The sequence below is a fragment of the Stenotrophomonas sp. YJH_SMC_54 genome, from assembly GCF_059368435.1.
In genome coordinates this window covers 257078-280340 of the sequence record NZ_JCAFRS010000002.1, presented here as the reverse complement: position 1 = coordinate 280340, position 23263 = coordinate 257078, and the positions used below count along the sequence as shown (strand labels likewise).

The window sequence follows — 23263 nt, the reverse complement described above, 5'->3', positions numbered from 1 at the left end:
TTGCCTGCAGGCCGCGCCGAGCCGCCGTGAAAGAGACCTGACGTCTGCATGAGCAGTCGGGTCGTTGCGCCACCGTCCCCGCGAGGGTGCCGCCGGCCAAGGGCTCACCAAGGTGAATGGTGCCCCACGCCATTGGCGGTTGGCGATCAAGATTGCCTGGCGGGCCGCCGATAACGCCACATCCCCCCGTTTTGGATGTACCGATGAACTACTTGAGGAATGTCAGGGTTGCCTGGCGTCTTGGGCTGGGCTTTGGCCTGTTGCTGCTGTTGGTTGCGGCCGTGGTGGCCACCGGCGCCACCGCCAGTGTCGTGCAGAAGCGCGCGATGCAGCAGGTGGTCGATGTCAGCGTGGCCAAAGTGCGCCTGCTCTCGCAGATGCTCGATGCCAACAACCAGATGATGGTCGTTCGCCGCGAGATGCTGATCCGCCAGGGCGATGATCGTGGCCATGATGAGCAGCGCATCGCCGATCTGGTCAAGCGCTATGAGGCCAGTTGGACGGCCTACCAGGCGCTGCCCAGCGACGCCGAGGGCAAGGCCATTGCCGAAACCATCGCCGCCAAGCGTGCCATCGCGCGTCCGCTCAACAAGCAGACCAGCGAACTGATGGAGCAGGGCGACTACCCGGGCGCCGTGGCGCTGACCCTGGGCCCGGTGCAGGAAGCCGCCAACGGCTGGAACAAGGCGCTGTCCGATGGCGTGGACTTCGAGGAGAAGGAAAGCCGTGAGGCTGCTGCCGAGGCAATCCGCCTGGGCGAGCGTAGCCTGCTGCAGTTGCTGGTGCTGGGCGGCGTCGCGCTGCTGGTGGGCATCGGTGCCTCGGTGATGATCGGCCGCAGCCTGACCGGCCCGTTGGCCCGCGCGGTGAACCTGGCCGAACGCCTGTCCAAGGGCCAGCTGGACCAGGAGTTCCGCCTCGGCGGCCGTGACGAACTGACCCAGTTGGGCGAGGCGATGGCCAGCGTGCGCCAGAGCGTGCAGGCGGCGATCGGCGCACAGCTGCAGATGGCCGAACAGCACGAGGCGGGTGCGATCCGCTACCGCATGGACGCCAGCGCCTTCCCCGGCGATTTCGGCCGCATGGTGCAGGCCACCAACAGCCTGGTCGAATCGCACGTGCAGGTGGAACTGCTGATGGCTGAAGTGATGCAGCGTTACGCCATCGGTGACCTCAGCCGCGACCTGCCGGACTACCCGGGCGAGAAGGGCACGCTGACCCGCACTCTGGCGGCAGTGAAGCAGAGCCTGATGGCGATCAACGCGCAGATCGATGAACTGGCCCGGGCCGCGCGCGCCGGTGATTTCAGCATGCGTGGCGATGCCGCTGCGTTCCAGTTCCAGTTCAAGGCGATGGTCGAGCACCTCAACGGCATGATGGCCAGTTCGCAGGCCAGCATCGCCGACGTTTCCGACGTGCTACGCGCGATCTCGCACGGCGACCTGACTGCACGCATGGACGGCGAGTACGACGGTGTATTCGCCCGCATGCGTGACGACGCCAACACCACCACCGCGCAGCTGACCGGCATCGTGCGTGGCATCCAGGTGGCCGCCGACAGCATCAACAACGCGGCGCAGGAACTGGCCGCCGGCAACAACGACCTGTCGCGCCGCACCGAGCAGCAGGCCGCCAACCTGGAAGAAGCCGCCGCATCGATGGAGGAACTGACCTCGACTGTGCGCCAGAATGCCGAGCTCGCTCGTCAGGCCGACAGTGAAGCGCATGCCGCCGGTGCCGCCGTACGCGAAACCGAGCAGGCGATGGCGCAGATGGCGTCGGTGATGGGTGAGATCGATCAGTCCTCGGCACGCATCTCGGAAATCTCCACCGTGATCGACGGCATCGCGTTCCAGACCAACATCCTGGCGCTGAATGCTGCGGTTGAAGCCGCGCGTGCAGGTGAGCAGGGCCGTGGTTTTGCCGTGGTCGCCAGCGAGGTACGCACGCTCGCACAGCGTGCCGGTGTCGCCGCCAAGGAAATCAAGGAGCTGATCGAAGACGCCGCTGCCAAGGTGAAGAGTGGCCTGGCGGTGACCGTTGAATCGGAAGCCGCGATCGCCCGCGTGGCCCAGGCCAGCTCGCGCACCACGCAGCTGATGAGCGACATCGCAGCGGCCAGCAAGGAACAGGCCGCCGGTATCGAGCAGGTCAACCAGGTGGTGGTGCAGATGGACCAGGTGACCCAGCAGAACGCTGCGCTGGTGGAAGAAGCCACTGCCGCCAGCCGCGCGCTGGAAGAACAGGCGCATGCGCTGACCACGTCGGTGGCGGTGTTCAAGGTGGAGCAGGGCGCGCGCATGCCCATCGTGCCTGCGCAGGCGGCGTAAGCAACCTGCGACTGGATGTTGGATGACGCCCTGCATGCGATGCCCCGCATGCAGGGCACCGCATGCACGCAACCGGTCGGTGCCGCTGGCTAGCGGCCGCCCGCGGCGCGTTCGATCAGCCAGCCGGCTGCGTACAGCAACAGCAGTGTTGGCGGAACCAGTACTGCATACGCGGTCGACCAGGGTTTGCCGTACAGCAGGCTGCCTGCGCCGATGGCATCGAGTGCAGCAGACTGCAGGGTGATGGGGAGCGACATCAGGATATAGGCCCCCTTCGGGTCCGCATCCGACTGCGCGCCGTGAACCAGCCATGCGGTCAACAGCAGGTAGACCACGCAAAGCGCAAGACCGGTCCAGCTCAGTAATCGCCGCATCTTCATCCGCACGCCTCCGTTCAACGGACGTCGAAGTGAGCCTGCAGAGGCAGGCTCACATTCCGCAGCAGATCCCTGACCACCACCTGCGCAGTCCACGTGCCTTTCGGATCACTGGCCTCGGCCACGAACTTCAGGTGCAGGTTGGTCATGTACAACAGGGTTGGCGGGCCGGGCAGGGCAGCGGTGAAACAGGGAACATCGCGTTCGTCGATGCTGGTAGTGCCGTCCGGGCGCAGCATGCGCAGATCGCAGTGCACCTTGGGTACGCGGTTCTCATCCAGTTGCGGGTTGGACAGGAATGTCAGCAGGAACAATTCACCGCCCGGGTGGACTTCGTCGGCCTGGGTAAAACCGGGAGTGGTCTCTGGCGGGGTCTCCCACTTGGCCTGCCAGTCGGCATCGGAGGTGACCAGCAGCGATGCCGCAAAGCCACCGCTGGATTTCATGGCATCGGTCTCCGGCATCGCCTTGCCTGCCCCGTTTATCCAGCCATCGTTGGCGGAACTGTTCAGTGGCAGCATCATGGCCATCATGGCCAGCGCGTAGGTCCATCGCATCAGAGGCTCTCCTTGGCAGCCGCGTCCCGCGGCAGAGCGGGCAGTATCGCTCAACCTTGACCGGCAAAGCAGCAGGAGAGCCGGAGCGGAGGTTCCGCTGCCTGCCGATGTGGGCGATGCTTGCCAGCAAAGGAGGTGACATGGGAATCGGGAGCGAGGAAAAGCCGGGCTGTGATTCAGCATCACCCACGCCGCAGCACGTGCTGATGCTGCCCGGGCTGGATGGCTCCGGCAGGCTGTCGATCCCGTTTCTGTCAGCACTCCAGGCTCATGGGCTGACGACGCAGGCGATTACGCTGCCTGCGCAGGGAGGGCAGGATCACGCCACGCTGGCCCAACGGCTGTGGTCGCAGCTGCCCGGCCATCCCTTCATCCTGCTTGCCGAGTCCTTCTCGGGCCCGTTGGCGGTTGAACTGGCCACGCGACAGCCCGCCGGGCTGCGCGGACTGGTGCTTGCCGCGACCTTTGCGTGTCGGCCGGTGCCATTGCCGGCAGCCAGCGCAGCCCTGCTGACGCCGGCCTGGCCTCTGCCTCCCGTGGCGTTGCTGGCGCGCCTGCTGCTGGGGCGGTGGCGCACCCGCGAGCACCTGTCGATGCTGCGCGATGCGCTGGCCCGGATTCCGGCGGCCACACTGCGGCAACGCGCCGCAGCGACCCTGCGCGTCGACGTACGCGCATTGCTGCCGGCAATCGACGTGCCGACGCTGTGCCTGCACGCGTGCCATGACCGCCTGCTGTGGCCGCCCAGCGTGGCAGAACTGCAGGCCCTTTTGCCGGATGCCCGGCATGTTTCGCTGGAAGGGCCGCATCTGCTGCTGCAGGCACGCGCTGACGCAGCCGCAGCCGAAGTTGCCGCGTGGATGAGGACGCTGTCGCCCTGATCGAAGGACTCAGCCGCGCGCGCGGGTACGCGCGGCCTTCTTCGCCGCCACCTTGCGCACGGTCTTCTTCGCCGCACGTGTCTTCGCCGCCTTCTTCGCTGCAGCACTGCGCGAGGCGGCTGTACCGGCCTTCTTGGCCGCTGTCTTCTTTGCGGTTTTCTTTGTGGCTGTCTTGCGAGCCGGTGCCTTCTTTGCCGCCGCCTTCCTGGCTGTCGTCTTCTTCGCCGGTGCCTTCTTCGCCGCCGTCGTCTTGGTCGTGGCCTTCTTTGTGCCCGACTTCCTGGCAGGCGCCTTCTTGGCAGCCTTCTTGCTGGTCGCCTTCTTCGTACCCTTGCGCGCGCTGCCGCTACGCTTGCCACCACCATCCTGCTTGTTCACGGTCGCCCAGGCAATGCGCTCGGCCGTGCCTTCGCTGGCACCGCGCTCGCGCTCGCTTTCCTCGATGTGCTCGGCCTGGCGCTTCTGTTTATCGGAGTATGCGGATTTGTCACCACGGGGCATGACAGTTCTCCTGTTGTTGTAGTCAGGCCAGCAGGCGCAGCTTGGGTTCGCGCGCCCACTGGCGGGTGGCGGCCGCCGCCAGGAATGCCTTGGCGTCTTCCGCTTCGACGATGCCGGCGTCGTTGCCGACCCTTGCCGCCTTCAGCAGCGTCTGGCCGCCCGCATCGCTGGCGATGGCCTTCAGGTGCGCCCACGCCTGGCTGACGAATTCGATGGCTGCACTCTCTTTCGACAAGGCCTTCGCCGCTTCCGGGCTGAGCACCACGGCTACTGCATCGAACACGGCCGACGGGGTGCCCGCCAGTTGCCCATCCGCCGCCTGCAGCGCGCCATCGCTGAGCGTGGCGCCACCCACTCTGGGGGCGACCAGCTTCACATCCGCACCTGCTTTCCTGGCTGCCTTGCTCAGGCTGGCAATGATCCGGGCATCAGAACCCTCATCGAACAGGATGCCGATGCAGCGCCCTTGCAGGGTGGGTTTGTTGCGACCGATCACCCGCACTTCGGGGGCGGGGGGCATGTCCCGCACTGGGGTAGCGGTCGGCGCCGGGTCGGGCAGTGCAGGCAACGCCAGACCATCGGCCACGCGCTGCGCCAGTGAGTCATCGATGTTGCGCAGGTGGCTGACGGTGCGTACCCGCACCTTCAGCGTTTCCACCTTGGACAACTCGAACACCAGCGCCGATGCCAGGTGCGCCTGCTCCGGCTTTTCGAGGCTGCGGAAGAACATGCGGGCCTGGCTGTAGTGGTCGGCGAAACTCTCCGCGCGGGTGCGACCCTTGCGGCCATCGTCGGCGCTGGCATGGCTGCGGAATCCGACAGGCGTCTCGCGCGGGGTGTCCTCCTGCAGCGAACTGGGATCGTAGGCCACCCGGCCCTTGGGAACCTGCATCTGCATGTGGCCGTCGCGCTGATGATTGGCAAACGGGCACTTGGGCGCATTCACCGGGATCTGGTGGAAGTTCGGGCCGCCCAGGCGCAGCAGCTGGGTGTCCAGGTAGGAGAACAGGCGCCCCTGCAGCAGCGGGTCGTTGCTGAAGTCGATGCCCGGTGGCACGTTGGCCGGGCAGAAAGCCACCTGCTCGGTCTCGGCGAAGAAGTTGTCCGGCCAGCGGTCCAGCACCATGCGCCCGATGACCTGCAACGGCACCAGCGATTCGGGAATGATCTTGGTCGGGTCCAGATGATCGAACGGGAATGCGTCGGCGTCTTCTTCGGTGAACAACTGCACCGCCAGTTCCCATTCCGGGAAGTCGCCGCGCTGGATGGCCTCGAACAGGTCGCGGCGATGGAAGTCATTGTCGGCCGATTGCAGTTTCAATGCTTCGTCCCAGACCGTGGACTGGATACCCAGCTTGGGCCGCCAGTGGAACTTGACGAACGTTGACTCGCCGGCCTCGTTCAGCAGGCGGAAGCTGTGCACACCGAAGCCTTCGATCATCCGCAGCGAACGCGGTATGGCGCGGTCGCTCATCGCCCACATGATCATGTGCATCGATTCGGGCATCAGCGAAATGAAGTCCCAGAACGTGTCATGGGCCGACGCGGCCTGCGGGAAGGCACGGTCCGGTTCCATCTTCACCGCGTGCACCAGGTCCGGGAATTTCATGGCGTCCTGGATGAAGAACACCGGGATATTGTTGCCGACCAGGTCCCAGTTGCCCTCCCTGGTATAGAACTTCACCGCGAAGCCGCGCACGTCGCGCGGGGTGTCCACCGAACCTGCGCCACCGGCCACGGTCGAGAAGCGGGTGAACACGGGTGTCTTCACGCCAACCTCGGTCAGGATGCGCGCGCGGGTATGCGCCTTCAGTGATCGGGTCAACTCGAAGTAGCCATGCGCAGCGCTGCCGCGGGCGTGCACGATGCGCTCGGGAATGCGCTCATGGTCGAAGTGGGTGATCTTCTCGCGCAGGATGAAGTCCTCCAGCAGCGTAGGCCCCCGAGGTCCCTGGCGCAGGGAGTTCTGGTTGTCTGCCACCGGGATGCCCTGATCGGTGGTCATCGCCGGATGACTGCCCCCGGCTTGCTGGTGCAGTTCATCGCCGTTGCCGCGGTGGTGGTTCTCGGCGTGGGTGGTTGCGCGCTTGCCGGTCGGCTTGCTGGCGGCCATTGACGTTGGCTCCGGATGCTCAAAGAGAACCACGACACTGGAACCGGGCCCGTTAAACCGAGGTCCGGCAAAGGTGAACGTACAGGCAAAAGCAGGCTCGGGTATGCTTGCTCCATGCGAGTCGAGCCCGCCGACATCGAAGCCCTGTTCGACGCCATCCCGGATGTGCTGTTCTTCATCAAGGACCTTCAGGGGCGTTACACCCACGTCAACCAGACCATGCTGCGGCGGCTGGGCCTGCGCGCCCGCAAGGACGTGATCGGGCGTACCGCGGCGGAGATCTACCCGACCGGGCTGAGCGCGGACTACGTGGACCAGGACGCCCGCGTGCTGGCCGGTGAGGTGATCGAGAACCTGATGGAGCTGCACCTGTTCGCCAACCGCGAACCGGGCTGGTGCCTGACCTGCAAGCGCCCGCTGGTGGTCGATGGGGCCATCGAGGGCCTGATCGGCATTTCCCGCGACCTTGGCCAGAAGGACAGCCTGGGTACCCAGTACGAGCAGCTGCGGCTGGCGCTGGCCCACCTCAACGCGCACTACGCCGAGAACGTGCGCATGCAGACCCTGCTGGACATCACCGGCTTCTCGCTGTCCAAGCTGGAGCGCAGCTTCCGCAAGGTGTTCCAGATGACCCCGCAGCAGGTGCTGACCCGGCTGCGGATCCAGATGGCCATGCACCTGCTGCACGGTGACGAGAGCATCGCCAGCATCGGCCAGGCCTGCGGTTTCAGCGACCAGAGCGCCTTCACCCGCAAGTTCAAGGCTGAAACCGGTTTCTCGCCGCGTGCCTACCGCGCCCGTATTGGTGGCAGCGTCGGAGAGCCGGCACTGGCCTGAGCCGCCTGCTGCGCTGTGCCTATCCCCGCGGGCATGGGACAGGGTAAGGTGTCGCCCCTGTAGCCCGCCGCCAGCCCTGCCGATGCCCAACTCGATTCCGACCGCTTCACCGTCCCGCCTCGGACATTCGCTCAAGCCCCGCCAGCTGATCATGATGGGCCTGGGCAGCGCCATCGGCGCCGGCCTGTTCCTCGGCTCGGGCGTGGGTGTGCAGGCGGCCGGTCCGGCGGTCCTGGTGTCGTATCTGGTCGCCGGCGCGCTGGTGATCATCGTGATGAACGCTCTGGGCGAAATGGCGGCGGCCAAACCGACCAGCGGCGCGTTCTCGGTCTATGCCGCCGATGCCATGGGCGCCACCGCCGGTGCCACCGTCGGCTGGTTGTGGTGGGTGCAGCTGGTGATCGTGATCGCCGCCGAGGCGGTGGGAGCGGCCGGGCTGCTGGCCACGGTCTGGCCAGCAGTACCTGTACCGATGGCGGCGCTGGCCTTCATGCTGTTCTTCACCGCGATCAACCTGCTCGGGGTGAAGAACTTCGGCGAGTTCGAATTCTGGTTCGCCATCCTCAAGGTGGCGGCGATCCTGGCCTTCATCGCCATCGGCGTGGCGCTGCTGATGGGCGGGCTGCCGCAGGTGACCTCGCCGGGCCTGAGCAACTTCACCGAGCATGGTGGCTTCGCGCCGAAGGGCCTGGCCGGTATTGGCGCTGCACTGCTGGTTGTCGTTTTTGCCTTCGGTGGCACCGAGATCGTGGCCGTTGCGGCGGCGGAGACCGAAGATCCGGAACGCAGCATCGCCCGTGCCATCCGCACCGTGGCGTGGCGCATCCTGGTGTTCTACATCGGCTCGCTGAGCGTGATCATCGCCGTCGTGCCGTGGACCAGCGAAGCGTTGAAGTCGCCGTTCGCCGCCGTGCTGGACATTGCCCGTATTCCGGGTGCCGGCACCGCCATCACCCTGATCGCGGTGATCGCGCTGCTGTCGGCACTCAATGCCAACCTCTACGGCGCCTCGCGCATGATGTATTCACTGGCGCAGCGCCGCGAAGCGCCGGCGGTGCTGGGCTGGACCGATCCGCGCCAGGTGCCGGTGATTGCTGTGCTGGCCAGCGTGCTGTTCGGTTTCGCCGCCACGGTGATGGAACTGCTGTTCCCGGACCGGGTGCTGCCGGTGCTGCTGAACATCGTCGGTTCCACCTGCCTGCTGGTGTGGACGCTGTCGCTGGTCTCGCAACTGGTGTTGCGCCGCCGCGCGGATCGCCTGGGTACCCGGCTGCCGTTCCGCATGGCGGGCTTCCCGTGGCTGACCTGCTGCGCGCTGGCGATCCTGGCGCTGATCTTCGGCCTGCTGCTGAGCGAGTCGCACACCCGCCTGCAGTTCCTGTCGATGGTGGCGCTGACCGCCACGATCGCCGCCGGCAGCGCCATCGCACGGCGCATGCGCGAGGCGTGACTGAAGCTGCCGGCCAGCGGCCGGCACTACCACGGGGGCTGCACATCTGCCGTGCCATCCTGATCGTGTGGGCCGTCATCGGCCCGTCGACCGGGAGTACCGCATGCTGCGCAGTCGCCCCTTCCTGATGTTTACCGGCCAGGCCGAGGCCGCGCTGGCCCTGTACGCCGAGGCCTTCGCTGATTTCCGCCTGCTGGCAATGCAGCGCCATCCGGACGGCGCCGGTGCCGGCGTGCCCGGGCAGGTCCGACAGGCCATCTTCCTGCTCGGTGGCACCCACTACCTGTGCTTTGACAGCCTGGACGTGCACGATTTCACCTTCAGCCCGTCGATCTCGCTGTTCGTCGAGTGCTCCGGCGCCGAGCAGTTCGAGCGCGCCGCGCGCGTGCTGGGCGAGGGCGGCCACTGGCTGATGCCGGTGGGCGACTATGACTTCAGCAACCGCTACGGCTGGGTGCAGGATCGCTTCGGCGTGTCGTGGCAGTTGAGCCTGGGGCAGATGCCGGACCCGTGATCGGGATTACCGTGGGTGTGGACCCTGGTCCACCCGCCCTCATGAAAACGGCCCGCTTGCGCGGGCCGTTCTCTTTACCGATGCCGCGAGGAATCAAGCCTCGACTTCATCATCCTTGTAGGCATCGACCGGGATGCAGGCGCACATCACGTTCTTGTCGCCGTACACGTTGTCGACGCGCGCCACCGGCGGCCAGTACTTGCTCTGCTTCAGGCTGGCCAGCGGGAAGGCAGCCAGTTCGCGCGGGTAGGCGTGGGTCCACTCGCTGGCGGTCACCGCGGTGGCGGTGTGCGGCGCGTTCTTCAGCGGGTTGTCCTCGCGGTCCAGGCGGCCGTCTTCGATCGCGGTGATCTCCTCGCGGATCTGGATCATCGCGTCGATGAAGCGGTCCAGCTCGTGCAGCGATTCGCTCTCGGTCGGTTCGACCATCAGCGTGCCGGCCACCGGGAAGCTCAGGGTCGGGGCGTGGAAGCCGAAGTCGATCAGGCGCTTGGCGACGTCCTCGGCGCCGATGCCGCTGGTCTTCTCCAGCGGGCGTACGTCGAGGATGCACTCGTGTGCCACCAGGCCGTTGCGGCCGGTGTACAGGGTCTTGAAGTGCGGGGCCAGGCGCTTGGCGATGTAGTTGGCGTTGAGCTGCGCGACCTGGGTGGCCTTGCGCAGGCCTTCGCGGCCCATCATCGCGATGTACATCCAGCTGATCGGCAGGATCGAGGCGCTGCCGAAGCTGGCGGCGCTGACCATGCCGACCGGGCCGTTGTCACCCAGCTTGCCCGGCAGGAACGGGGCCAGGTGCTCCTTGACCGCGCACGGGCCGACGCCCGGGCCGCCGCCGCCGTGCGGGATGCAGAAGGTCTTGTGCAGGTTCAGGTGCGAAACGTCCGAACCCCACTTGCCGGGCTTGGCCACGCCGACCAGGGCGTTCATGTTGGCGCCGTCGGTGTACACCTGGCCGCCGTGCTGGTGGATGATCTCGCAGATCTCGACCACCTCTTCCTCGAACACGCCGTGCGTGGACGGGTAGGTCATCATGATCGCGGCCAGGCGGTCGCTGTACTTCTCGGCGTTGAGGCGGATGTCTTCCACATCGACATTGCCGTTGGCATCGGTCTTGGTGACCACCACCTTCATGCCGCACATCTGCGCCGAGGCCGGGTTGGTGCCGTGCGCCGAATCCGGGATCAGGCAGATGTCGCGGTGGCCTTCGCCGCGCGAGCGGTGGTAGGCGCGGATCGCCAGCAGGCCGGCGTACTCGCCCTGTGCACCGGAGTTCGGCTGCAGGCTGACCGCGTCGTAGCCGGTGCATTCGACCAGCATCGCTTCCAGCGTATCGATCAGTTCCTTGTAGCCCAGCGCCTGGTCGGCCGGCACCAGCGGATGGATCTGCGAGAACTCCGGCCAGGTCACCGGGATCATTTCGGCGGTGGCGTTGAGCTTCATCGTGCACGAGCCCAGCGGGATCATCGTGCGGTCCATCGCCAGGTCCTTGTCGGCCAGCGAGCGCAGGTAGCGCAGCAGTTCGTGCTCGCTGTGGTGGGTGTTGAACACCGGGTGGGTCAGGAACGCGGACTGGCGCAGCAGGCCGGCCGGCAGCGCATCGGCGGTGCTGGCATCCAGCGCATCGACATCCAGCGTGGCACCGAACACGGCAGCCACGGCAACAATGTCGGCGCGGGTGGTGGTTTCGTCCAGGCTGATGCCGACCGAGTCGCTGTCGATCGCGCGCAGGTTGTAGCCGGCGGCGCGGGCCTTGGCATGGATCTCATCGGCGTGCACGCCGGTGACATGCAGGGTGTCGAAGAAGTCGCCACCAACCTGCACGCCGGCATTGCGCAGCGCCGCGGCCAGGATCGAGGCCAGGCGATGGGTGCGGCGGGCAATGCGGGTCAGGCCGTCCGGGCCGTGGTAAACGGCGTACATCGAGGCCATCACCGCCAGCAGCACCTGCGCGGTACAGATGTTGGAAGTCGCCTTCTCGCGGCGGATGTGCTGCTCGCGGGTCTGCAGGGTCAGGCGGTAGGCCGGGTTGCCCTGGGCATCGACCGAAACGCCGATCAGGCGGCCCGGCATCGAGCGCTTGTAGGCGTCACGGCAGGCCATGAAGGCGGCGTGCGGGCCACCGAAGCCGAACGGCACGCCGAAACGCTGGCTGTTGCCGACCACGATGTCCGCGCCCCATTCGCCCGGGGCGGCCAGCAGGGTCAGGGCCAGCAGGTCCGTGGCCACGGCCACCAGGCCGCCGCGTGCGTGCACGGCATCGACCAGCGCCTTGTAGTCGCCCACCTGGCCGAAGGTATCCGGATACTGCAGCAGCAGGCCGAAGGCTTCCGCTTCCAGCGCTTCGGCCGGGGTGCCGACGCGCAGCACGATGCCCATGGGCTCGGCGCGGGTACGCAGCAGTTCCAGCGTCTGCGGATGCACGGCGTCGTGCACGAAGAAGGTGTCCGACTTGGACTTGGCCGAACGCTTGGCCAGGGTCATCGCTTCAGCAGCGGCGGTGGCTTCGTCCAGCAGCGAGGCGTTGGCGATTTCCATGCCGGTCAGGTCGGCGCACAGGGTCTGGAAGTTGATCAGCGCTTCCATGCGGCCCTGCGAGATTTCCGCCTGGTACGGGGTGTAGGCGGTGTACCAGGCCGGGTTTTCCAGGATGTTGCGCAGGATCACGTTCGGCGTGTGGGTGCCGTAGTAGCCCTGGCCGATGAAGCTGCGCAGCACGGTGTTCTTGTCGGCGATCGCACGGATCTTCGCCAGTGCCTGCACTTCGGTCATCGACTCCGGCAGCGCCAGCGGCGCCGGCGACTTGATCTTGGCCGGCACGATGGCATCGGTCATCGCATCCAGCGACGCGTGGCCGACGACGTCGAGCATCTGCGCGATCTCGGCGTCGTTGGGGCCGATGTGGCGCTCGACGAACGCGTTGTGGTGCTCGAGCTCACGCAGGGAAGGGGTGTTCTGGGACATGGCGAAGGATCCGTCAGGAAAGGGCACACGCACGGGCACAAGCCGCCGGTCGGCGGTCTGCGGGGCGCCCCTCTGTCCTTTTGCCTGAGAGTTTAAAAGCGCGGCGGACCGCAGCTTCGTGCCCCTTCGGCGCCGGATCGAACCGGTCTCTCCAGAGTTGTGTTACGGGTGGTATCGGGCCTGAGCGATTACGGGCGTTGCGCCTTCGGCAGCGGTGTTCCGCTTCTCCCACCGTGTTGCCCGCCGATTATAGCCCGTTGCGGGCGCGGCGGCCGCCTTCGGACCTGGCGGCCGCGCCTGAATGGCCGATGGCCCGTCCGTGCGTTTTGTGCACTGCTGCATGGCATCAGGCGCAATCCCCACCTATGATGGGGGGATACCCGAATTCATCTGGCGCCGTCCCTGCTGCAGGGGACCGGCGCCCGCCGTGCGTGCCGCGCATGGCCCTGCCGGACGCCTTTCCCATGACCGCCGCTGTTGCTCCCTCCACCCGCCGCATGGCCCTGCTGCTCGCCGGCCTGGCCATGTTCGGTCCGTTCTCGATCGACACCATCTTCCCCGCGTTCCCGCAGCTGGCCCAGCGCCTGGCGGTGGACGAGGTGGCGGTGCAGCAGACCATCAGCGTGTACCTGCTGTTCTACGGCCTGATGAGCCTGGCGCACGGCCCGCTGTCCGATGCCTGGGGCCGCAAGCGGGTGATCCTCGGTGGCCTGGTGGTGTTCGTCGGCGCTTCGGTCGGCTGCGCGCTGTCCACCGACCTGACCACGCTGCTGGCGTTCCGCGCGCTGCAGGGCCTGTCAGCGGGCGTCGGCATGATCGTCGGCCGCGCGGTGATCCGCGACCTGTACCACGGACACGACGCGCAGCGCCTGATGAGCCAGGTTTCGATGCTGTTCGGCATCGCTCCGGCCATCGCACCGATCATCGGCGGCTGGATCCTGCTCAGTGGCGCTGGCTGGCCACTGATTTTCTGGTTCCTGGTGGTGTTTGCGCTGATCCTGCTGGCGGCCACTGCACGCTACCTGCCGGAAACCCATCCGGTGGAGGCACGGGTGCCGTTGTCACCGCGCGTGCTGCTGCGTGATTACGTGCGCATCGGTTTCAACCCGCGGTTCCTGCGCCTGGCGCTGGCCGGCAGCATCGGTTTCGGCGGCATTTTCCTGTACATCTCCTCGGCGCCGGTGTTCGTGATGCAGCACCTGCATCTGGGCGAGGGTGGTTTTGCCTGGCTGTTCATCCCCACCATCGGCGGCATGACCACCGGCTCGTTCCTGTCCGGGCGCATGGCCGGGCACACCACGCCCACCCGCCAGGTGTCCATTGGTTTCGGCCTGTGTGCGCTGTCGGTGCTGCTGAATGTCGGCTACGTGGCGCTGTCGCCGCAGTTCGTGCTGCCGTGGGCGGTGCTGCCGATCTTCCTGGGCGGCATGGGCATGGCATTGATCTTCCCGATCCTGGCGCTGGCGGTGCTGGACATGTACCCGCACCAGCGCGGCCTGGCTTCGTCGCTGCAGGCCTTCGTGCAGCTGATGATCAGCACGGTGGTGGCCGGCGTGGTGTCGCCGCTGCTCAGCGCCAGCCCGCTGCACCTGGCGCTGGGGCAGGCCGCGTTCTTCGCCGCCGGCTTCGTGTTCTGGTACTGGGAACACCAGCGTGAACGCGCGGCACAGGCGGCCTGCACGGGCCATTGAGCAGCGCGCAGGGGTAGGGCCGGCCGCTTTGCCCGCAACGCTTGCGAAGAGGAACGACCGGACTAGGCTGGGCACTCCAGCCAGCCGGTGCGTGGATGCACGACAGCCAGCCAATCCGATGTCGTTGCATGAGGTTCCCCATGGCTGCGCAGCAGACCTACCGCCTGTTCGAGGTGGCGCTGAAGGAGCGCCGCGTTCTTTCCCCTTCCCTGGACCGCATGGTGTTCACCGGTGCCGACGTGGCGCGGATGAAGACCGAAGGCCCTGACCAGCGCATCAAGGTGTTCTTCCCCTTGCCCGGCCAGGAGGTGCCGCAGGTCCCCAGCGGTGAAGACTGGTACCCACGCTACCGGGCCCTGCCGGACGACAAGCGCCCGCCGATGCGTACCTACACCATCCGCCAGTTGCGCGCCGAGCAGGGCGAGGTCGACGTCGATTTCGTCATCCATGGCGAAACCGGCCCCGCCTCGCGCTGGGCCATGCACGCCCGCCCTGGCGACCGCGTGGTGCTGCTGGCCCCGGACGCCGACTGTGCCGGGAGCAGCGAGGGCTGGGAGTGGAAGCCACCGGCCGGTGTCGGCCAGGTGCTGCTGGTGGCCGATGAAACCGCGTTGCCTGCGGTGGCCGGCATCCTCGAGGAGCTGGCGGCCATGGTCGACCCACCGCGCACGCTGGCGCTGCTGGAGGTGGCGCAGGCCGGTGATGCGGTGCACCTGAGGGCGCCCTCCAGCGCCGAGCTGGTCTGGCTGCCGCGCGGGCAGGCCGCCTACGGACAGCGGTTGCTGCAGGCGGTCCAGGCGCGGTTGGCAGCGACCTCGGGCGTGACTGCCGGCGATGCGCTGGAGGAGATCGACGTCGATACGCAGATCCTCTGGGAGCAGGCCGAAACCGGTGTGGCCGGGCCGCTGTATGCCTGGGTGGCGGGCGAGGCGGGGGCGGTGATGGCGATCCGCCGCCACTTGGTGCGTGATTGCGGGCTGGACCGCCGCGCGATCACCTTCATGGGCTACTGGCGGCACGGCAAAGTGCTGGACTGAGGGGTGTGAAGCGGTGCTGCGGGCGGGGTGCGCTATCCTTGCGCCCCCCTTCGCAGCGGTACCGCACCATGTCCACCAGCTCCAAGACCCGCCGCGACCAGCGCCGTCGCCAGGAAAAGCAGGCCGCCAACAAGGCCGCCGCGCAGGCCTCGCCGGTGGAGCCGCATGCGGAACTGCGCGATGCACAGCGCACCCTGCTGGCCGGTGTCGTGCGCCGCGACGGCGAATGGGTACTGGGCATGGACGGCCGCATCGCGGGCCACAGCGAGAGCGCTGCGCAGGTGCTGGCGCTGATCATGCAGGCCGGTGAACTGCACGAGCGCAACGGCACGCCGGTGCGCCTGATGTACTCCGATGCACTGCGCGATGCCGCACAGGCCGAAGCCAGGGAGAAGGGCCAGACCTTCGAGGAATTCAAGGCCGAGCTGGCCGCAGCGATGGCCGCGAAGAAGAACAGCTGACCGCTGTTGCGGTAGAGCCGGCCGCTGGCCGGCTGCCCGTTGGGTCTTCATCGCGTAGTTGCCGGCCAGCGGCCGGCACTACCGGAAAGGGGCGGATCCTTTCGGACCCGCCCCTTTTTTCATTTCGCCGTCGGGGCCGCGTTGGCCTGCCAGCCGCACATCTGGCCTTTGACTGCTGTTTCGGTAGAGCCGGCCGCTGGCCGACTGCCAGACGGATTTCCACCGTGCAGTTGCCGGCCAGCGGCCGGCACTACCAGAAAGGGGCGGATCCTCGCGGATCCGCCCCTTTTTTTATTTCGCCGCCGGGGCCGCGTTGGCCTGCCAGCCGCACATCTGGCCTTTGACTGCTGTTTCGGTAGAGCCGGCCGCTGGCCGGCTGCCTGTTGGGTCTTCATCGCGTAGTTGCCGGCCAGCGGCCGGCACTACCGGAAAGGGGCGGATCCTTTCGGATCCGCCCCTTTTTTCATTTCGTCGCCGGGGCCGCGTTGGCCTGCCAGCCGCACATCTGGCCTTTGACTGCCGTTTCGGTAGAGCCGGCCGCTGGCCGGCTGCCCGTTCGGTCTTCATCGCGGAGTTGCCGGCCAGCGGCCGGCACTACCGGAAAGGGGCGGATCCTTTCGGACCCGCCCCTTTTCTCATTTCGCCGCCGGGGCCGCGTTGGCCTGCCAGCCGCACATCTGGCCTTCGTTCTGCTGCTTCAGCCACTCGTTGACCGGGGTGAAGTACTCGATCATCGGGCCGGCATCGAGCTTGTCGGTACCGGTCAGCTCCTTCAGCGTGGCCTGCCACGGCTGGCTGGCACCCTTGCTCAGCATCGCCCAGTACTTCTGGCCGGCTTCCTTGTTGCCGTAGAAGGTGCACTCATGCAGCGGGCCCTTGTAGCCGGACGCGTCGCACAGGCCCTTGTAGAACTGGAACTGCAGGATGCGCGCCAGGAAGTAGCGGGTGTACGGAGTGTTGCCCGGCACGTGGTACTTCGCGCCCGGATCGAAGAACTCTTCGCCACGGGTGCTGGCCGGCGCCACGCCCTGGTACTTGGCCTTCAGGTCCCACCACGCCTTGTTGTAGTTGTCGGCAGTGATCGAGCCATCGAACACGCCCCAGCGCCAGCGGTCGATCATCAGCCCGAACGGCAGGAACGACACGCCTGACAGCGCCATGCGCATCTGGTTGTTGATGACCGCCTCGCGGCTTTCGGTCGGCGCATCGACCAGGCCGATCGAGCTGAGGTACTTGGGCGTCATCGCCAGCACGATGGTGTCGCCGATCGCTTCATGGAAGCCATCGTTGGCACCGTCCTGGAACAGCGGCGGCAGCGGGTTGTAGGCCAGGTCGTAATAGATGTGGCCCAGCTCGTGGTAGATGGTGGTGAAGTTCTCTTCGTTCGGCTTGATGCACATCTTGGTGCGCACGTCGCCTTCCATGTTCATGTCCCAGGCGCTGGCGTGGCAGACCACGTCGCGGTCGTCAGGCTTGATGAACTGGGTTTTTTCCCAGTAGGACTGCGGCAGCGACGGCATGCCCAGCGACACGTAGAAGTCCTGCGCGCGCTCGGTCATCTGCTTGGCGGTACGCAGTTCGGCCTCGCGCTGCGCCTTGTACTGCGCGGCCACGTTGGCATCCTTGCCGGCCTTGGCCAGCGCCGCGCTCAGGTTGGTCTGGTACTGCTTTTCCAGCGCCGCGGTGATGTCCAGGCTGCCGGCGCCCGGGTACGGTTCCAGCTGGTCCCACAGGTTCGACCAGTCCTGCTGCCACATGTTGCCCAGCAGGTGCGCGGCGATCAGGCCATTGCCAACTTCGGCCTTGTCCTTGCCATAGGTCTTGTCCAGCTTGCCGCGCGCGTAGCAGTGCAGCTGCTCGTACATCGGCTTGACCTGTTCCCACAGGCGGTCGGTTTCCGGGCCGATCTGCTCCGGCGGCATGTCGTAGCCGCTGCGCCACATCTGGCCGGCATCGGTGAAGCCCATGCCCTTGGCGCCTTCGTTCACCAGGCCGACGAACTTCTGGTAGTCGCCGCGCATGCTCTTGGTGGTGCTGTGCCAGCCCTGCCAGGCGTCAAGCTGCTTGTCGTAGTCGCGGCTGCGCGCCAGTACCTGTTCCAGCTCGCCCAGCTGGCGGCAGGAGTTCGGATCGTTGGCGTCGGTGCAGTACTTGCCGGCACCGTAGCTGCCTTCCATGCGGGTGGCGATCTGGGTCAGCTCGGCCAGCTTGGCCGGATCGCGCGGCGCCGGCATCGAGGACATCAGTTTCAGCAGGTGGATCGCACGCTTGCTGTCCTCGCTCATCGGCTTGCCGTCGAACTTGGCGGCCTGCTCGATCCAGCTGTTGAGCTGGGTCAGCGAGCGCTCGTTGGCCTTGGCCGCGATGCGTTCGGAATCACTGTTGATGTAGGTGGAAGACAGCCACTGCGCCGAGGTCATCTCCGGGTAGGCGGCCTTGAATTCGGCATTGATGCGGGCCACGAACTGGTCGGCGGTTTCGCCGGCCGGGGCGCTGCTGCTGGCGGTATCGGTGCCTGGGGCAGCTTCCTTTTTGCAGGCGGCCAGGGCCAGCGTGGCGGCGGCGATTGCCGAGGCCAGCAGGAGATGACGGTGTTTCACGGGCGGTCCTTGGGTGGTGAACGACGGCCGAAGGCTAGTGGGCAGTGGCTGCGACCGCAAGTGGCGGAAGTCGGCCGGGTTCGGCAGGGCTGCGCCCTGCACCCGCAGAAGCAACGGCAACGGCCAAAGCAACAGCAGAAGCGGGCTATCCGTGGGATGGCGGGGCGGTGTGGGCTTGCAGGACACGCCGTAAACCCATCCATGGGGGCTCGATGGCGCCATCCATGGCGCCAACGGTCCTGCAAGCCCACACCGCCCCACCTCTGACAGATCGCGGCGGCCGTTGGTGGGTGTCGACCTTGGTCGACACATCTGTCAGGTATCGAAAATCAAAATGGGGTCGGATCCGTTTTCCTCAGGAAAACGGATCCGACCCCAAGGTCGTTCCAACAGATCGCGGAAATCTGTCGAAGGCGGGGTGGGTCCGGTTGCGGGGGCGTGAGCCGCATGGATGCGGCGACCGAGCTTACATGGACGTACTTGCAGCGTCCCCCGCAACCGGACCCACCCCGCCAATCCACGGAATGCCAGCTTTTGCTTTTGCTTTTGCTTTTGCTGTTGCTGTTGCTGTTGCTGTTGCTGTCGAGGCTGCCGGCCAGCGGCCGGCACTACCGCAGGTGCAGGGCTGCAAGCCCTGCCGAACAACCCTCAACCTTCGCAGTTGGCGAACAGGTCGCGATCGCGCTCGTACAGCGAGGTCTTGACCTGCATCAGGCCCAGCACCGACGGGAACAGGTTGTCGTGGTCGGTATAGGCCGCCGAACGCTTGCGCACGCACTGCAGGTCCAACCCACGGCTGCTGGCGAAGCCCGGCGAGAACCACATCGTCATCGGTACGCGGGTCTGCTCGGCCGGAGCGATCGCATACGGCACGCCATGCAGGAACAGGCCCTTCTCGCCCAGCGATTCACCATGATCGGACAGGTAGATCATCGCCGTGTCGTAATCCTGCATGCCCTGCAGGGTGCCGATGGTCTTGCTCAGGAAATGATCGGTGTACAACACCGCGTTGTCATAGCTGTTGGTGATCTCTTCGCGAGAGCAACGGCCGATGTCACGGGTGTCGCAGGTTGGCTTGAAGCGCGCGAAGGCTGCCGGGTAACGCTCGAAGTAGGCCGGGCCGTGGTTGCCCAGCTGGTGCAGCACCACCACGCGGTCACCGGGCTTGGCACGCACCTGGGTGGCCAGGTCCTGCAGCAGGATCTCGTCCATGCAGCGGCCATCGGCGCACAGCCCCGGCGTGGTCGCATCGGACAGCGACTGGAACTCCAGCCCTTCGCAGACGCCCTTGCAGCCGGACTGGTTGTCACGCCACAACGGCGCGATGCCGGCGCGGTTCAGCACGTGCAGCAGCGACTGGTGTGCACGGATCTTCTTTTCATCGTAGTCGTGGCGTCCCCACGGCGAGAACAGGCACGGCAGCGATACTTCGGTGCTGGTGCCGCAGGAGTGCATGTCGGGGAAGTTGATCACCGGTGCCTGGGCCAACTCCGGGGTGGTGTTGCGGCCACCGTTGAGCCCCCAGTTCTGCGCGCGCACGGTTTCGCCCATGACGATCACCAGCAGGCGCGGCTTGCTGGCCGGGGCGCGTGGCGTGGCCTTGGCGTCGGTGCCGATCGGCAGCTTCGGCGCGCGCTGCACCGGGTTGTCGCCACGCAGCGCGCGCGGCATACCGAGCAGCACGTTGGCCGGGGTGGCGAGATAGCGTACTTCGCGCTGGTTGCGCATCAGCGCCGAGACATCCTGGAACGAGATCAGCGCACCGCCAACTGCGGTCGCCGCCGCCACGACCAGGAAGCCGAGTCGCCACAGCAGGCTGCGGCCCCAACTGCGTCGGCGCAGCTGCACGCGCCACAGCACCACCATCGGCAGCACGGCCAGCAGCAGCAGCGGCCACAGCAGCGATACGGTCATCAGCTCGCGGCTCTCCTTGGGGTCGGTCGCCAGCACGTTGCGCAGCATGTCCGCATCCAGATAGATGTGGTACCGGCTCATGTAGTGCGCAGCGAACGCCGTCACCAGCAGCAACAGGCTGATTACCACTTTGGCATTCCAGCGCCAGACCAGGATGCCCAGCAGCACGCCGTGCGCACCCAGCAGCAACAGCAGCAGTGAAAGCGCGTAACGCAGGCTGCCTGGATGGCTCGCCATCGCGCTGTGCCAGAACAGGCCGTTGCCGGCCACCGCGAAGAACAGGCTGGTCAGCGCGATCAGTGCTTCCGTGGAGAGCTGCGGCCGCCAGTTGCGAAGACCCGCAAGGGCGGGGAGGCGGGCGGGGCGTTGGACCGATGCACTCATGCGTTTGCCTCCTGGCGGTGGGGACGGTCCAGCTGACGGTGGATCAGAACATACAGGCCCAACGAAAGCAGCCAACATATCAACGCGGTGGCAATGTCATGCGAAAGGAAATGGGCGCCCCGCAACTGCTGGCTGATCCCGAACACCAGGCCGGCGCCGAGGCCGATCCAGAGCCCGGTCCAGCGCCAGGACGGCCGCCACAGCAACGCGAAGAAGTACAGGCAGAGCCACGCATAGCCTGCGCTGGCGTGGCCTGCCGGGAAGCAGGCCTGTGCCGGCATGCCTTCCGGGCGCAGGGTGAACAGACCGATGAAAGGCTGGTGGCCACCGTAGCGCAGCAGGTCCCACGGGCATTCCATCGGCACCAGCGACTTCAGCAGGGAGATCACGCCGGTGCCCAGTGCCATGGCAATCACGACATAAAGCAGCGCCCATTGCAGGGTGCGATCGCGACCCCTACGCCAGTGGTGGAAGCACAGCAGGGTCACGACCAGCGCTGCCGCCGTGCTCAACCATTTGCCGGCCTTGTGCACGACGCTGCGGGTGATCCAGGCGTCCTGCAGCGCCCAGTGGCTGCCTTCAAGACGGAACAGGTGATCGGCCACCCATTGATCACCGCCGAAGTCCATCAGCAGCGTAAACAATGGCAGACCGATTGCGACAGGCAGCCAGAGGTGAGTTACGGCAAATCGAGACGCCAGTGGTGATGTCGCAAGCGGCGCTACCGAATCAAGGGGACGGACGGGCATGCTGGGAAGGGGCGGTTCGGGAATCCGCAGTCATGCTCGTCACCTGGATGTCGGAGAAGGGTCGGATGCTCGTTCGTGCCGGGTTAATGTTCGTCCGGCACGTGTCAACGTTCAGTCTTCTTCGGCGGTCGATCCTGTCCGCTCGGCGTGGCACTCCGGGTTCCATGCGGTACCGGGAAGCAGTTGCCAACGATTCCTGTTGGCAACACCGATGTCGATCACTTTGGCCGGATCCACGCAGGGGCTCATCGCATCGTCCAGCACCAGCAGCCAGCGCTTGTCCGGCGCCTCAGCGAGCCAAGGGCCGGCGTCATGCCATTGCTCTGCCCAGGGCCGCTTGAAGCCGAATTCGCGTACCGGGCGGTCGGCCTGCAGCAGGTTCTGCTCGCGCCAGGCCACCAGCGCCAGTTCGGCATCCGGTCCGATCCGCGCGCCGACCCGGCGCATCAGCGCTGACGCCGATGCATAGGGATCCAGCGCCGGGATCAGTACCAGGCCGTAGAGCATCCACAGCATGCCGTGGGTCAGCAGCACCAGCGTCGCCGCGCGGCGCACCCGCAACCACACGATCAGCGTGGCCAGCGCGATGGCGAAGGTCAGCAGGCCATCGCCCAGCACCGGCAGCAGGGTATCGGGCATGGCGCGGCGTTCCAGCTGGGCCACCGCCCAAGCGTGTTCGGTCAGCAGCATCACGCCCAGCGTGCCAGTGGCCAGCATCAGCACCACGCTGTAGCCGAACAGGTAGCGGCGAACGCACAGGCGGCGCAGCAGGCCGGGCAGCAGCGGGGCTACGGCCAGCGCCATCGCCGGCAACATCGGCAGCAGGTACACCTCGCGCTTGCCCGGGCTGGCGCTGAAGAACACCAGCACCAGCACGGCCCAGCCCAGCAGCAGCCACTGGCGGCGGTCGCCACGGCGGATACGGCGCCACCAGGGCTTGAACAGCATCGGCAGCAGCAGGCTGCCCGGCAGCCACAGGGTAAGGATCACCTGCAGGTAATACCAGGCGGGCTGCCGGTGGTGCCACGCATTGGCATAACGGGTGCCGGTCTGCTTGAACAGCAGCTCGTGCGCATAAGCCTGCAGTTCGGCACTGGGCGTGTGCAGCAGGGCCCAGCCCAGCGGCGCCAGCCACACCCCGACACCCAGCAGGAAGGCCGGGATCAGCCACAGCAGGGTTGCCGGATGCGGACCCTCCACCGTGCGTCCGCGGCGGCGCTGGTACAGCCACCAGCCGAACCAGGGCAGCACCATCAGCAGCGGCAGGAAACCCACGCCCTTGGTCACCGTGCCGACGCCTGCGGCGAAGCCGGCCAGCCACAGGGCAGGCAGGTTGCGGCGTTCACACAGATGACGCATCAGGCCCCAGAGGGCCACGGTGGTCATGCCCACCAGCACCATGTCGATCTGCGCGCGCTTGGCCATCAGCCCGAACTGCAGGGTGCAGAACAGCGCAGCGAGGGCGTAGATGGAATGTCGTGGCGACCACAGCCGCCGCGCCAGGTCCGACACCAGCCACAGGCTGAGCAGGGCGCCCAGCAACGACGGCAGCAGGAAGGACCACTGCCAGCTGCCGACGATCTCGTAGGCGGCGGCCTGCAGCCACATGAAGACGGGTGGCTTCTCCGCATACAGTTCCACGCCACGGTGCGGCAGCAGCCATTGCCCGCTCTCGACCATGGTCCGGGCCGCCAGCACGAAGCGCGGCTCGTCCGGCGGCTGCGGCTGCCGAAGGCCGATCCCCGCTGCCAGCGCAGCAATGATCAGCAGCCACAACAGGGGCAGGCGCCAACGGCGGGGCAGGGCTACGGGCACGGCAGGCTCCGGGAGCAAAACGGCCATTCTGAGGTGGCGGGGGTGGGAAAAGCGTCAGAGCGGCGCCGGGGCGACCGCATTCCGACATGTG

17 protein-coding genes and 1 riboswitch are annotated in these 23263 nt (G+C 66.7%); of the genes, 8 read left to right on the top strand and 9 right to left on the bottom strand.

What is annotated here, in order from left to right:
* The first annotated feature begins 203 nt into the window (after positions 1-203).
* Positions 204-2330, top strand: a complete 2127-nt coding sequence (locus AC5P5S_RS03605; RefSeq protein ID WP_231336618.1) for a methyl-accepting chemotaxis protein — start codon at positions 204-206, stop codon at positions 2328-2330.
* Between the two features lie 89 nt (positions 2331-2419).
* Here AC5P5S_RS03605 and AC5P5S_RS03600 read toward each other — a convergent pair whose 3' ends face one another.
* Together AC5P5S_RS03600 and AC5P5S_RS03595 are read right to left on the bottom strand one after the other, a co-directional pair.
* Positions 2420-2710: a hypothetical protein gene (locus AC5P5S_RS03600; protein WP_044570698.1), complete on the bottom strand. Its 291-nt coding sequence runs from the start codon at positions 2708-2710 to the stop codon at positions 2420-2422.
* Positions 2711-2724: 14 nt separating this feature from the next.
* Complete coding sequence (locus AC5P5S_RS03595; RefSeq protein WP_005414174.1) at positions 2725-3264, bottom strand: hypothetical protein; 540 nt, start codon at positions 3262-3264, stop codon at positions 2725-2727.
* A 140-nt stretch (positions 3265-3404) separates the two neighbouring features.
* Here AC5P5S_RS03595 and AC5P5S_RS03590 point away from each other — a divergent pair, with 140 nt between their 5' ends.
* Positions 3405-4145 (top strand): alpha/beta fold hydrolase, encoded by a 741-nt coding sequence (locus AC5P5S_RS03590; protein ID WP_005414175.1) that lies wholly within the window; start codon positions 3405-3407, stop codon positions 4143-4145.
* 9 nt (positions 4146-4154) lie between these two features.
* Here the strand turns inward: AC5P5S_RS03590 and AC5P5S_RS03585 are convergent, their stop codons facing one another.
* Together AC5P5S_RS03585 and AC5P5S_RS03580 are read right to left on the bottom strand one after the other, a co-directional pair.
* Entirely contained in the window at positions 4155-4646 is a 492-nt protein-coding gene (locus tag AC5P5S_RS03585; protein WP_012480990.1) for a hypothetical protein, read from the bottom strand.
* A gap of 22 nt (positions 4647-4668) precedes the next feature.
* Complete coding sequence (locus tag AC5P5S_RS03580; RefSeq protein ID WP_231336617.1) at positions 4669-6759, bottom strand: catalase; 2091 nt, start codon at positions 6757-6759, stop codon at positions 4669-4671.
* Positions 6760-6873: 114 nt separating this feature from the next.
* On the opposite strand from AC5P5S_RS03580, the gene AC5P5S_RS03575 reads away from it, so the two are divergent.
* The 3 genes from AC5P5S_RS03575 (at position 6874) to AC5P5S_RS03565 (ending at position 9560) form a co-directional block, all read left to right on the top strand.
* Entirely contained in the window at positions 6874-7596 is a 723-nt protein-coding gene (locus AC5P5S_RS03575) for a helix-turn-helix transcriptional regulator (RefSeq protein ID WP_005410629.1), read from the top strand.
* A gap of 82 nt (positions 7597-7678) precedes the next feature.
* Positions 7679-9046 carry an amino acid permease gene (locus AC5P5S_RS03570; protein ID WP_231336616.1) on the top strand — a complete coding sequence of 456 codons (1368 nt, stop codon included), beginning with the start codon at positions 7679-7681 and terminating at the stop codon, positions 9044-9046.
* 103 nt (positions 9047-9149) lie between these two features.
* Positions 9150-9560, top strand: a complete 411-nt coding sequence (locus AC5P5S_RS03565) for a VOC family protein (RefSeq protein ID WP_005410627.1) — start codon at positions 9150-9152, stop codon at positions 9558-9560.
* A gap of 93 nt (positions 9561-9653) precedes the next feature.
* Here AC5P5S_RS03565 and gcvP read toward each other — a convergent pair whose 3' ends face one another.
* Positions 9654-12521, bottom strand: a complete 2868-nt coding sequence (gcvP, locus tag AC5P5S_RS03560; protein WP_231336615.1) for an aminomethyl-transferring glycine dehydrogenase — start codon at positions 12519-12521, stop codon at positions 9654-9656.
* Between the two features lie 62 nt (positions 12522-12583).
* Positions 12584-12686, bottom strand: a riboswitch (glycine riboswitch).
* Between the two features lie 299 nt (positions 12687-12985).
* Here gcvP and AC5P5S_RS03555 point away from each other — a divergent pair.
* From AC5P5S_RS03555 to AC5P5S_RS03545, 3 genes are all read left to right on the top strand, one after another.
* Positions 12986-14212 (top strand): multidrug effflux MFS transporter, encoded by a 1227-nt coding sequence (locus AC5P5S_RS03555; RefSeq protein WP_062607982.1) that lies wholly within the window; start codon positions 12986-12988, stop codon positions 14210-14212.
* A gap of 140 nt (positions 14213-14352) precedes the next feature.
* On the top strand, positions 14353-15249 hold the full coding sequence (locus tag AC5P5S_RS03550) for a siderophore-interacting protein (RefSeq protein ID WP_062607900.1): 897 nt from the start codon (positions 14353-14355) through the stop codon (positions 15247-15249).
* Between the two features lie 68 nt (positions 15250-15317).
* Positions 15318-15710: a hypothetical protein gene (locus AC5P5S_RS03545; protein ID WP_005410623.1), complete on the top strand. Its 393-nt coding sequence runs from the start codon at positions 15318-15320 to the stop codon at positions 15708-15710.
* Between the two features lie 635 nt (positions 15711-16345).
* Here the strand turns inward: AC5P5S_RS03545 and AC5P5S_RS03540 are convergent.
* From AC5P5S_RS03540 to AC5P5S_RS03525, 4 genes are all read right to left on the bottom strand, one after another.
* Positions 16346-18310 carry a M2 family metallopeptidase gene (locus AC5P5S_RS03540; RefSeq protein WP_495276288.1) on the bottom strand — a complete coding sequence of 655 codons (1965 nt, stop codon included), beginning with the start codon at positions 18308-18310 and terminating at the stop codon, positions 16346-16348.
* A gap of 648 nt (positions 18311-18958) precedes the next feature.
* Positions 18959-20608, bottom strand: a complete 1650-nt coding sequence (locus tag AC5P5S_RS03535) for a phosphoethanolamine transferase (RefSeq protein ID WP_062607898.1) — start codon at positions 20606-20608, stop codon at positions 18959-18961.
* Entirely contained in the window at positions 20605-21357 is a 753-nt protein-coding gene (locus tag AC5P5S_RS03530) for a phosphatase PAP2 family protein (RefSeq protein WP_062607895.1), read from the bottom strand. The genes AC5P5S_RS03535 and AC5P5S_RS03530 overlap by 4 nt, the downstream gene beginning before the upstream one ends.
* A gap of 111 nt (positions 21358-21468) precedes the next feature.
* Positions 21469-23172, bottom strand: coding sequence for an ArnT family glycosyltransferase (locus AC5P5S_RS03525; RefSeq protein ID WP_005410618.1), 1704 nt, complete (start codon positions 23170-23172; stop codon positions 21469-21471).
* Positions 23173-23263 lie beyond the last annotated feature (91 nt).